This window comes from Bradyrhizobium sp. F1.13.3 (genome assembly GCF_040548265.1).
Classification (GTDB): Bacteria; Pseudomonadota; Alphaproteobacteria; order Rhizobiales; family Xanthobacteraceae; genus Bradyrhizobium.
The window spans coordinates 568,391-579,623 of record NZ_JBEPRI010000001.1; the positions used below are offsets into that span (position 1 = coordinate 568,391).

General features: G+C 65.6%; 9 protein-coding genes. 7 read left to right on the forward strand and 2 right to left on the reverse strand.

The genetic code is table 11. From position 1 onward, the window contains the following. Positions 1-32: 32 nt before the first annotated feature. The 7 genes from ccmE (at position 33) to ABIB66_RS02645 (ending at position 10,224) form a co-directional block, all read left to right on the forward strand. The gene (ccmE, locus tag ABIB66_RS02615; RefSeq protein ID WP_354206759.1) at positions 33-542 is read left to right on the forward strand and encodes a cytochrome c maturation protein CcmE; all 510 of its coding nucleotides are present in this window, start codon (positions 33-35) and stop codon (positions 540-542) included. Beyond that, on the forward strand, positions 539-2,521 hold the full coding sequence (locus tag ABIB66_RS02620; protein WP_354254084.1) for a heme lyase CcmF/NrfE family subunit: 1,983 nt from the start codon (positions 539-541) through the stop codon (positions 2,519-2,521). The genes ccmE and ABIB66_RS02620 overlap by 4 nt, the downstream gene beginning before the upstream one ends. A 4-nt stretch (positions 2,522-2,525) precedes the next feature. Next, positions 2,526-3,008 carry a cytochrome c-type biogenesis protein gene (locus ABIB66_RS02625; protein WP_354206757.1) on the forward strand — a complete coding sequence of 161 codons (483 nt, stop codon included), beginning with the start codon at positions 2,526-2,528 and terminating at the stop codon, positions 3,006-3,008. A 228-nt stretch (positions 3,009-3,236) separates the two neighbouring features. After that, on the forward strand, positions 3,237-4,820 hold the full coding sequence (locus tag ABIB66_RS02630) for a Do family serine endopeptidase (RefSeq protein WP_275167735.1): 1,584 nt from the start codon (positions 3,237-3,239) through the stop codon (positions 4,818-4,820). Between the two features lie 295 nt (positions 4,821-5,115). Next, a complete protein-coding gene (locus ABIB66_RS02635; RefSeq protein ID WP_035969420.1) occupies positions 5,116-5,796 on the forward strand; it encodes a response regulator transcription factor in 681 nt (226 codons plus the stop codon). Beyond that, on the forward strand, positions 5,780-7,240 hold the full coding sequence (locus ABIB66_RS02640) for a sensor histidine kinase (protein ID WP_354206754.1): 1,461 nt from the start codon (positions 5,780-5,782) through the stop codon (positions 7,238-7,240). Before ABIB66_RS02635 ends, ABIB66_RS02640 begins: the two co-directional genes overlap by 17 nt. Further along, on the forward strand, positions 7,237-10,224 hold the full coding sequence (locus ABIB66_RS02645; RefSeq protein WP_354206752.1) for a bifunctional [glutamine synthetase] adenylyltransferase/[glutamine synthetase]-adenylyl-L-tyrosine phosphorylase: 2,988 nt from the start codon (positions 7,237-7,239) through the stop codon (positions 10,222-10,224). Before ABIB66_RS02640 ends, ABIB66_RS02645 begins: the two co-directional genes overlap by 4 nt. Here ABIB66_RS02645 and ABIB66_RS02650 read toward each other — a convergent pair. Both ABIB66_RS02650 and fdhD read right to left on the reverse strand, forming a co-directional pair. After that, positions 10,181-10,414 (reverse strand): formate dehydrogenase subunit delta, encoded by a 234-nt coding sequence (locus tag ABIB66_RS02650; RefSeq protein ID WP_275167731.1) that lies wholly within the window; start codon positions 10,412-10,414, stop codon positions 10,181-10,183. The two genes, ABIB66_RS02645 and ABIB66_RS02650, sit on opposite strands and share 44 nt — an antisense overlap. Continuing rightward, positions 10,404-11,231, reverse strand: a complete 828-nt coding sequence (gene fdhD, locus ABIB66_RS02655; RefSeq protein WP_354206750.1) for a formate dehydrogenase accessory sulfurtransferase FdhD — start codon at positions 11,229-11,231, stop codon at positions 10,404-10,406. Before fdhD ends, ABIB66_RS02650 begins: the two co-directional genes overlap by 11 nt. Positions 11,232-11,233: the final 2 nt, after the last annotated feature.

Consider the following 11,233-nt stretch of genomic DNA (forward strand, 5'->3'; position numbering starts at 1 on the left):
TCAGGACGAGACGGGCAGGGAATGGATACGCCATGACGCGCAAGCAGCGACGTATGACCATCATCGGCGGCTCGCTCGCCGTGCTCGCGCTCGCGGCCGCGCTAGTGCTCAACGCGCTGCGCGACTCCATCGTGTTTTTCTCGACGCCGACCATGGTCGCCGAGAAGCACGTCGCGCCCGGCAAGCGGTTTCGCCTCGGCGGCCTGGTGCAGCCCGGCTCGCTCCAGCGCGGCGCCAATCTCGCAGTGACCTTCGAAGTCGCCGACGGCGGCGCAAAGCTTCCGGTCGCCTTCAAGGGCATTTTGCCTGATCTGTTCCGGGAAGGGCAGGGCGTCGTCGCCGAAGGCGCGCTCGACGCGAATGGCGTGTTCAAGGCCGATACCGTGCTCGCCAAGCACGACGAAACCTACATGCCCAAGGACGTCGCGGATGCCCTGAAGAAGCAGGGGCACTGGAAGGATGACTACGGCGCCAAGGCTTCCGATAGCGTCAAGCCCGCGGCTACGACCGCACAGGGCAATCCGCAGGGAGCAGTTCGGTGATCGCGGAATCGGGACATTATGCGCTGGTGCTGGCGCTCGGACTGGCATTGATTCAGTCCATCGTGCCCCTGATCGGGGCGCGGCTGCGCGATGACGCGCTGATGAATGTGGCGCGCTCCACTGCGCTGGCGCAGCTCCTGTTCGTCGGTGCGTCGTTCATCGCGCTAGTGATGCTGCACGTAGCTTCGGATTTCTCGGTTGCCAACGTCTACGAGAATTCCCATTCCACGAAGCCGCTGCTCTACAAGATCACCGGCGTGTGGGGAAACCATGAAGGCTCGATGCTCTTGTGGGTGTCGATCCTCGCGCTGTTCGGCGGATTGGTCGCGGCCTTCGGCAACAATCTGCCGCTGTCGCTGCGCGCGCATGTGCTGGCCGTACAGGCGTGGATCGCCAGCGCCTTCTATCTCTTCATCCTGGTAACCTCCAATCCGTTCCTGCGCATCGCCAACCCGCCGATCGAGGGACGCGATCTCAATCCGGTGCTTCAGGACATCGGTCTCGCCGTGCATCCGCCAATGCTCTATCTCGGCTACGTCGGCTTCTCGATCTCGTTCTCCTTCGCGATCGCGGCGCTGCTGGAGGGGCGGATCGACGCCGCCTGGGCGCGCTGGGTGCGGCCGTGGACGCTGGTCGCGTGGATCTTCCTGACCCTCGGCATCGCCATGGGCTCGTACTGGGCCTATTACGAACTGGGTTGGGGCGGCTGGTGGTTCTGGGACCCGGTCGAGAACGCCTCGCTGATGCCGTGGCTTGCCGGCACCGCGCTGCTGCATTCGGCTCTGGTGATGGAGAAGCGCAACGCGCTGAAGGTCTGGACCATCCTCTTGTCGATCCTGACCTTCTCGCTATCACTGCTCGGCACCTTCCTGGTGCGCTCGGGGGTCATCACCTCGGTGCATGCCTTCGCGACCGATCCAACCCGCGGCGTGTTCATTCTCCTGATTCTCTGCCTGTTCATCGGCGGCAGCCTGTCGCTGTTCGCGGGGCGCGCGACGTCGTTGAAGCAGGGCGGCCTGTTTGCGCCGATCTCGCGCGAGGGTGCGCTGGTGCTGAACAATTTGCTGCTCACGGTCGCCTGCGCGGTGGTGCTGTTCGGCACGCTCTATCCGCTGGCGATGGAGATGCTCGCCGATTTCAAGATGTCGGTCGGCGCGCCGTTCTACAATCTCACCTTTGCTCCGCTGTTCACGCTGTTGCTGCTCGCCGTGCCGTTCGGGCCGATGCTGGCATGGAAACGCGGCGATCTGCTCGGCGTCACGCAGCGTCTGCTCGCGGCAGGCGTTGCCGGGCTTGTCGCCGCCGCCATGGTCTGGGGCTGGGTGCTCGGTGGGAGTGCGCTGGCGCCGCTCGCGATCGGGCTTGGCGTCTTCGTCATCGCCGGTGCCGTCACTGATATCGTCGAGCGGACCGGCCTCGTGCGGCTACCTTTCGCAACGGCACTGCACCGGGCCCGCGGCCTGCCGCGCTCGGCCTGGGGCTCAGCTTTTGCGCATGCCGGCCTCGGCGTCGCGCTGATCGGGATCGTCTGCGAGACCACCTGGAACACCGAATATATCGCGACCATGAAACAGAGCGACGTCGCCCATGTCGCCGGCTACGAGGTGAAGCTCGACGGCTTGTTTCAGCGTCAAGGGCCAAACTTCCACGAGATGATCGCCGAATTCAACGTCAGCAGTGACGGCGAGAAGCTCAGCGTGATGACGCCGTCCAAGCGCAGCTTCACCACCCGCGGCTCGTCGACGACGGAGGCCGCCCTGCTGACGCGCGGCGCCAGCCAGCTCTACATCTCGCTCGGCGACGCCACTGCCGAGGGCGCCATTGCCGTGCGCATCTATCACAAGCCGCTGGTGCTGCTGATCTGGTGGGGACCTGTGCTGATGGCGTTCGGCGGCGTGCTGTCGCTGTCGGATCGGCGCCTGCGGGTGGGTGCACCGAAACCGGCGCGGGCCAAGCAGCGCCTGCAGCCGGCGGAGTGAACCGATGCGCCGGATGATGGCCGCGTTCGTCGCGCTGATGCTGCTGGCCTTGCCTGCGGCGCATGCCGTGCAGCCTGACGAGATCATGTCGGACCCTGCGAAGGAGTCGCGTGCACGCGACTTGTCGCGCGAGCTGCGCTGCATGGTCTGCCAGAACCAGTCGATCGACGATTCCGATGCGCCGCTGGCGCGCGATTTGCGGCTTCTGGTGCGCGAGCGTATCGCGGCCGGCGACAGCAATTCGCAAGTGCTCGATTTCCTGGTCGCGCGCTACGGCGAGTTCGTGCTGCTCAAGCCGCGCTTCGAGCGCCAGAATATGCTGCTGTGGCTGCTCGCGCCGCTGCTGCTGATTGGCGGCGGCTTGGCGCTATGGCTGCAAATCCGCCGGCGCTCGCGAAATGGTGCAGATGTCCCAGCTCCGCCGCTCACGCCCGAGGAAGAGGCGCGTCTCGCCGCATTGATGTCGGACGAGGCCACATCGCGTTAGCTACGTCGCTGCATCAAAGCAGGCACTGCGCGGGCATTCCTGGAACTTCGTTAAGTTCCTGCAGGTTCGCGATTTTCGGCCGCGATAAACTGCCGCATCCGCACACGCGTTCATTACAAAAGTTTAACCCCGCCGCCAGCGCACGGTAAGGCGGCAGCCCCCATCTTCAGGTCCGTAAGGTGCCGCCGTCAGGTACCAAATGGATTTCAAGGCCCTGGAGATCTCTGCATGACCGACCGTTCCGACCTCTCGAACCTTCCGTCCTACCGGCAGCCCCGCCGATCCGTTTTCTCGGCCCGCAAGATCGCGCTGATGGCCTCGGTCGTCGCCGGCCTCGGCGCCGCCGTCTACGGCTTCGGCACGTCGACCTCGCCGGCCGACCTGTTCTCAAGCCCGGCGCATGCACAGGTCAACAACGAGGTCCGCAAGGTCGAACGTCCCGTCGGTTTCGCCGATGTGGTCGAGCGCGTGAAGCCCTCGGTGATTTCGGTGAAGGTCAACATGAAGGAGAAGACCGCGAGCAACGATGACGGCGATGACGCGCAGTCGCCGTTCCAGCCGGGCTCGCCGATGGAGCGGTTCTTCCGCCGTTTCGGCGGTCCGGATGGCATGCCGGGCCTGAAGGGTGGTGGCGGTCGTGGCCGCGTCGTGCAGGGCCAGGGCTCCGGCTTCTTCATCTCGGCTGATGGCTTTGCCGTGACCAACAACCACGTGGTCGACGGCGCCGACAAGGTCGAAGTCACGACCGACGACGGCAAGACCTACACCGCCAAGGTGATCGGCACCGACCAGCGCACCGACCTCGCCCTGATCAAGGTCGAGGGCAGCTCGAACTTCCCGTTCGCGAAGCTTGCCGACGGCAAGCCGCGGATCGGCGACTGGGTGCTCGCGGTCGGCAACCCGTTCGGCCTCGGCGGCACCGTGACTGCCGGCATCGTTTCGGCCAGCGGCCGCGACATCGGCAACGGCCCCTATGACGATTTCATCCAGATCGACGCGCCCGTGAACAAGGGCAATTCCGGCGGTCCCGCTTTCGACACCAACGGTGAGGTGATGGGCGTCAACACCGCGATCTACTCGCCTTCCGGCGGCAGCGTCGGCATCGCGTTCTCGATTCCCGCGAGCACTGTGAAGAGCGTGGTGGCGCAGCTCAAGGACAAGGGCTCGGTCAGCCGCGGCTGGATCGGCGTGCAGATTCAGCCGGTGACATCCGACATCGCCGACAGCCTTGGCATGAAGAAGGCCGAAGGTGCGCTGGTTGCAGAGCCGCAGGCGAATGGTCCGGCGGCCAAGGCCGGCATCGAGTCCGGTGACGTGATCACGTCGGTCAACGGCGAACCGGTCAAGGACGCACGCGAGCTCGCCCGTACCATTGGCGGCCTGGCGCCCGGCGCGACCGTGAAGCTCAACGTGCTGCACAAGGGCCAGGACAAGGTGGTGAACCTTACTCTCGGCCAGCTGCCGAACACGATCGAGGCCAAGGCCGACATCGACAAGGACAGCGGCAAGGGTGCGAGCCGCGGCACCGACGTGCCTAAGCTCGGCATGACCGTCGCGCCCGCCGATTCCGTGGCCGGTGCCGGCAAGGAAGGCGTCGTGATCACCGAAGTCGATCCGAAGAGCGCGGCTGCCGAACGCGGCTTCAAGGAAGGTGACGTGATTCTCGAAGTCGGCGGCAAGAGCGTGAGCACCGCCGGTGAAGTCCGCGACGCCATCAACATGGCGCGGACCGACAACAAGAACAGCGTCCTGATGCGGGTGAAGAGCGGCGGCCAGTCGCGCTTCGTCGCCGTGCCCATCGCCAAGGGTTAACCAAGGGCTGACCCAAGGGCTCGGCCTCAGGAGGCCTCCGAGATGAAGGGTGTCGCCGGCATCAGTCGCCCCCGCCGACGGCGCCCTTCGGGGGAGCAGCGCAACGTTTGCTTCCCCTGTCTACCTTCCGGTGGAATACGCCCCCCTCCGTCGGAAGGCCTAGGGCGGTGAAGTCCCCCCAGCTTCACCGCCCGCCTTTTTCTCGATGCCAGAGTCTCTCACTCGGCTTGCATGCGATTGCCGCTCGCGCCATGTTTAGAGAAGGTTCACTCCCTTGACCGTTGCCGAACGCACGATGCGCCTCCTCATCATCGAAGACGACCGCGAATCCGCCGACTACCTCGTGAAGGCGTTTCGCGAGGTCGGGCACATTGCCGACCACGCCGCCGACGGCGAGGAAGGCCTCGCCATGGCGGAGAACGGCGATTACGACGTGCTGGTGGTCGACCGCATGCTGCCCAAGCGCGACGGCCTGTCGGTGATCGGCGCGCTCCGCGACAAGGACGATTCGACGCCGGTGCTGATTCTCTCCGCGCTCGGCCAGGTCGACGACCGCATCAAGGGCTTGCGCGCCGGCGGCGACGACTATCTGCCGAAACCCTATTCCTTCGCCGAGCTGTTGGCCCGGGTCGAGGTGCTGTCGCGCCGCCGCGGCGGTCCGGCCGAGGACACGCTGTACCGCGTCGGCGATCTCGAGCTCGACCGGCTCTCCCATCGCGTCGCGCGCGGCAAGGACGAACTGACGCTGCAGCCGCGCGAATTTCGCCTGCTCGAATATTTGATGAAGCATGCGGGCCAGGTGGTGACCCGGACCATGCTGCTGGAGAACGTCTGGGACTATCATTTCGATCCGCAGACCAACGTGATCGACGTGCACATTTCGCGGCTGCGCTCCAAGATCGACAAGGGTTTTGAGCGGCCGCTGCTGCACACCATTCGCGGCGCGGGATATATGATCCGTGACGGCATTCGGTAAACTCGTCCGCACCACGGCATTCCGGCTGACGCTGGTCTATCTGCTGTTGTTCGCGATGTTCGCAGCTTCGCTGCTGGCTTATTTCGCCTGGAATACGCGGCGGCTGATCACCGAGGAAATCACGCAGACGGTCAATGCCGAGACGTCGGAGATCAACGAGATCTACGGCCGCCGCGGCTTGCGTGCTCTCGTGCTCGCGATCGAGTACCGGGCGTTGCGGCCGGGCGCCAACCTCTATCTGGTGACGACGCCGACGGGCCAGTCGATCGCCGGCAATGTCGGCTCGCTGGCGCCCGGCGTGATGGCGACGCGCGGCTGGTCCGAGACCGCCTACCGGCGGATCGAGGATGCCGATGATCGGGACCATCTTGCGCTCGTTCGCGTCACCGAATTGGAAAACGGCTTCCGGCTTCTGATCGGACGCGATCTGGCCGAGCGGCGACGGCTGTTCGGCATCGTGGCGAAGGCCGCGCAATGGTCGATCCTGATCGTCGTGGTGCTCGGCCTGGGCGGCGGCATCTTCGTGGCGCGCAGGGTGCTCAGGCGCATCGATGCGATGAGTGGCACGGCCCATCGCATCATGACCGGCGATCTCAGCGAACGCCTGCCGGTGGGGCGTAGCGGTGACGAGCTTGACCGCCTCGCCGAAAATCTCAACGCCATGCTGGAGCGTATCGAAGCGTTGATGGCGGGGCTGAAGGAGGTCTCCGACAACATCGCTCATGACCTCAAGACGCCGCTGACGCGCCTGCGCAACCGCGCTGAGGAGGCGCTGGCGAAATCGGGCGGCGAGGCCGATTACCGCGCCGCGCTTGAGCGGACCATCGAGGAATCCGACGGCCTGATCCGCACCTTCAACGCGCTTCTGATGATCGCGCGCGCCGAGTCAGGGCAGGCGCGCGGGAACATGGATGATTTCGACGCCGCCGACGTCGCCAACGGTATTCACGAGCTCTACGAGCCGCTGGCTGAAGACGACGGCATGACCTTGAAGGTCAGGTGCGAGCCGACGCCGGTTCACGCCAACCGCGAATTGATCAGCCAGGCTCTCGCGAATCTTGTCGAGAATGCGATCAAATACGGCAAGCCGGCCGCGCAGCCGGCGGGAACTGTGGTCAGCATGGAGGGCAGGCAGATCACGATCGAATCGAGGCGCGAGGGCGATCAGGTGCTTCTCAGCGTCACCGATCGCGGTCCCGGCATCCCCGAAGCCGACCGCAAGCATGTGGTGGAACGATTCGTGCGGCTGGAAGCGAGCCGCACGCTGCCTGGATCCGGCCTCGGCCTCAGTCTCGCCTCCGCGGTCGCGACATTGCATGGTGGTGAGTTGAGGTTGGGTGACGCCCAGCCCGGGCTTGTCGCCACGCTGGTGCTGCCGGCGCGAGCGGGGGTCGGCGACAGGGTTGCTCCGCCAATGCAGGATGTGCCACAGAAGGTGGCATGAACCATTCCGCGCCGGGAAACGCGGACAAGCATGGTGAGAGACTTGCCGCACGCTTCGCGGAGGCTCCCCATATTGCCGCTTCCGTCACCGACCAAGGACGTTTTGAAAGCTGGCTGGCCGAGCTCGAGCCCGCGCAATTCACCCGTCTTGAAGCGCTGTTGGCTCATCCCTTCGCGCGGGACATCCTGGCCGGCATCGCGGAATTCTCGCCTTATCTGTTCGAGCTGGTGCGCGCCGATCCACAGCGCCTGATCCGGCTGCTGGATTGCGATCCGGATGCGCATCTCGCCGCGCTGGTCGCGGAGGCGAACGGCGCCGTGCTCGCGGCATCCGATGAAGCTGAGGTGATGCGGCTGCTTCGCCGCATGAAGGCGGAGGCCGCGCTCCTGATCGCACTGTGCGACATCGGCGGGGTCTGGCCGGTGATGCGGGTGACCGCAGCGCTCACCGATGTCGCGGTGTCCTCAGTGCGGGCGGCGCTTCAATACCTCCTGCGGCAGGAAGCCGCACGTGGCAAGCTCTCGCCGTCCAATCCCGAGGCGCCGGAGGAGGGCTGCGGGCTGATCGTGCTTGCGATGGGCAAGATGGGCGCAGGCGAGCTGAACTATTCCAGCGACATCGATCTCATCGTGTTCTTCGATCCCGACCATACGACGCTGGCCGCGGATATCGAACCCCAGCCATTCTTCGTGAGGGTGACGCAGGGGATGGCACGCATTCTCCAGCAGCGCACCTATGACGGCTACGTCTTCCGCGTCGATCTGCGCCTGCGTCCCGATCCGTCCTCGACGCAGGTGGCGATTTCGCGCGACGCCGCGCTGAACTATTATGAGCGGGAAGGGCGTACCTGGGAGCGCGCCGCGATGATCAAGGCGCGAGCCTGCGCCGGCGATCCCAAGGCGGGTAAGGCGCTGCTCGCGGAAATCGCGCCCTTCGTCTGGCGCAAGCATCTCGACTTCGCCGCGCTTGCCGACGTTCACGACATGAAGCGACAGATGCAGACCTATCGCGGCCAGAGCGAGGTTGCGGTCGAAGGGCATAACGTGAAGGTCGGGCGCGGCGGAATCCGCGAGATCGAGTTCTTCGCCCAGACCCAGCAATTGATCGCCGGGGGGCGACATCCCGAGTTGCGCGTGCGGCCGACGCTCGCCGCGCTTGGCGTGCTCGCTTCCAGCAACTGGATCACATTTGCGGCGCGTGACGAGCTGACCACGGCGTACCAATTCCTGCGCCGGGTCGAGCATCGCCTCCAGATGATCGCCGACGAGCAGACCCACACGCTGCCCGAGGATAAGGAGGCGGTCGAGCGTTTCGCCTGGTTCTTCGGCTATCCGGATCGCGAGGCCTTTGCCCGCGACCTTTTACGCCAGCTCGAGATCGTCCAGGGCCACTACGAAAAACTTTTCGAGGGCGACGATCCGACCGGCACGGCCAAGCTTCCGGCGCTCGACTACAGTGCGGGTCCCGACGATCCGCGGCTGCTTCAGCATCTGGCGACGCTCGGCTTCAAGAAGCCTGCCGCCGTCGCGCAGACCGTGCGCGACTGGATCACCGGCGAGTACCGCGTCTTCCGCGTCGAGGCGACGCGCAACGCATTCGTCGAATTCGTGCCGGCCCTGATCGACGGTCTCGCTCATGCCGAGGAGCCGGATCGGGCCGTCGTGGCGTTCGACCATTTCCTTGGGGCGCTCCAGCGCGGCGGCCGGCTGATCACGCTGCTCGGTCAGAACCGCGATCTCGTCGCGCTCGTGGCCCTGGTGCTGGGCGCGGCGCCCCGGCTCGGCGAGATGCTGGCGCGGCAGCCGCAGCTCATGGACGGCCTGATCGATCCGCGCTTCTTCGGCGCCATGCCCGACCGGCAGGAATTGTCGGGGCGGCTCGCGAGTACAGTGCAGGACGCCGGCTCTTACGAAGAGTTTCTCGACCGCCTGCGCCTGTTCGGGCAGGAGAGCCTGTTCCTGATCGGTACGCGCATTCTCTCGGGCACGGTCTCGGCGCAGCAGGCGAGCACCGCATTTGTCGACGTCGCCGAGGGCATCGTCCATACCGTACATGGTCTCGTCGCCGACCGCTTCGCCGCCCATCACGGCCGGATCAGGGACCAGGAGACCGCGATCATCGCGATGGGCCGGCTCGGTAGCCGCGAGATGACCGCGTCGTCCGATCTCGACCTGATCCTGCTTTACGATTTCGACAGCGACAATCCGGACTCCGACGGTGCGAAGTCATTGCACGGTGCTCACTATTTCGCGCGCTTCACCCAGCGCCTGATCAGCGCGTTCACGACGCGCACCAATTACGGGGTGCTCTACGAGATCGACATGCGGCTGCGCCCCTCGGGACGTGCCGGCCCCGTGGCCTCGAGCCTCGTCTCGTTCGCGGACTACCAGGCCAACGAGGCCTGGACCTGGGAGCACATGGCGCTGACGCGCGCGCGCGTCGTATCGGCTTCGCCCGAATTCCGGCAACGGATCGAGCGCGTCATCCGCGATGTCCTGACCCGCCGCCGCGATCCCGGGATCACCGCCAACGATGTTGCCGACATGCGGCGTGCGATTGCCCAGGAGAAGGGCGAAGCTGATTGCTGGGACCTCAAATATGCGGCCGGCGGCATGGTCGACATCGACTTCATCGCGCAATATCTCCAGCTCGTGCATGCGCACGAGAAGCCGGAGATTCTCGACGTCGCCACGACGCAGGTGCTGGAAAATGCATGCGGGCTCGGCGTGCTCGCACAATCTGAGACCGAGATATTGCGTGCCGCAGCGCGGCTCTATCACGATTTGACGCAGATCCTGCGGCTATGCGTCAACGATCGGTTCAAGCCGGAGACCGCCGGCACCGACCTCCTGCGCGTGATGGCACGCGCGGGCGATGCGCCGCACTTCTCCTCGCTGGAGGCGCGCGTGAAGGAGACGCAGAGCGAGGTGCGCCGCGTCTTCAGGGCGCTGCTGGAAGGGACGTCGTCGGCTTCAGCGAAGTGAGCGCCTCGAGCACGTTAGGCTCAAGGCCCGCGCCGCCGGCGTCGAGATGGGCGAAGATCGCGCGCTTCATCCGCGGATCCCAGAACTTCTTGATGTGGTCGGCGATCCCCGGCACGGCCTTGTCGTGACCCTGACTCCGGAAGAACGTGCCGATCTGGTTGGCCATGTAGATCAGGCGGTCAGGCGACATCGGCAACCTCCGTGGCATGACGGGCGACAACCCGGCCGCCATGCGAAAACACTTCGAACCCGTCCTGGCGGGCAATGGCAATCAGCGTGATGCCGGCGGCCTCCGCGGTGCGCACCGCGAGTGCGGTCGGCGCGGAGACGGCGACCATCACCTGCGCGCCGATGGCGGCGGTCTTCTGCACCATCTCGATAGAGACGCGGCTCGTCAGCAACACGATGCCGCCGCTTGCAACCGTGCGGCTGCGCGCCAGCGAACCGGCGAGCTTGTCGAGCGCGTTGTGGCGGCCGACATCCTCGCGCAGCGCGACGATACCGCCGGCAGGCGACCAGAATGCGGCGGCGTGAACGGCGCGGGTTTGCAAATTGATCGATTGCAGTGGTGCGATGGTCTGCATCGCCGCCATCACCTGCCCGGGCGTAAACGTCTGCCCCTGCGGCACGACCGCCGCTGGCCGCACGGCCTCCGAGATCGAGTCGATGCCGCAAATGCCGCAGCCAGTCGGGCCGGCGATGTGGCGGCGACGCTCGCTGATGCGCGCGGCATCTTCCGACGCAAGCCACATGCGCAGCTCGATGCCCTCGTCTAGGCGGACCACCTCGAGTGACTTGATGTCATCGACCGATTTAATGATGCCTTCATCCAGGCTGAAGCCAACCGCAAAATCCTCGAGGTTCTGCGGCGTTCCCATCATGACGGCGTAGGTGCCGCCATTGTAGGTCAGCGCCAGCGGCGTCTCCTCCGGGATCAGCCGCGCTCCTTCGGACGCGACACCGTCGCGCCAGATCTCACGGTCGATAGCCTGGACCGGCACGTGCATGC

Bases quoted from the DNA above. Each gene is read 5' to 3' on its own strand.
- ccmE (WP_354206759.1), top strand. From the start codon at position 33: ATGACGCGCAAGCAGCGACGTATGACCATCATCGGCGGCTCGCTCGCC.
- ABIB66_RS02625 (WP_354206757.1), top strand. From the start codon at position 2,526: ATGCGCCGGATGATGGCCGCGTTCGTCGCGCTGATGCTGCTGGCCTTG.
- ABIB66_RS02630 (WP_275167735.1), top strand. From the start codon at position 3,237: ATGACCGACCGTTCCGACCTCTCGAACCTTCCGTCCTACCGGCAGCCC.
- ABIB66_RS02635 (WP_035969420.1), top strand. From the start codon at position 5,116: ATGCGCCTCCTCATCATCGAAGACGACCGCGAATCCGCCGACTACCTC.
- ABIB66_RS02645 (WP_354206752.1), top strand. From the start codon at position 7,237: ATGAACCATTCCGCGCCGGGAAACGCGGACAAGCATGGTGAGAGACTT.
- ABIB66_RS02650 (WP_275167731.1), bottom strand. From the start codon at position 10,414: ATGTCGCCTGACCGCCTGATCTACATGGCCAACCAGATCGGCACGTTC.
- fdhD (WP_354206750.1), bottom strand. From the start codon at position 11,231: ATGCACGTGCCGGTCCAGGCTATCGACCGTGAGATCTGGCGCGACGGT.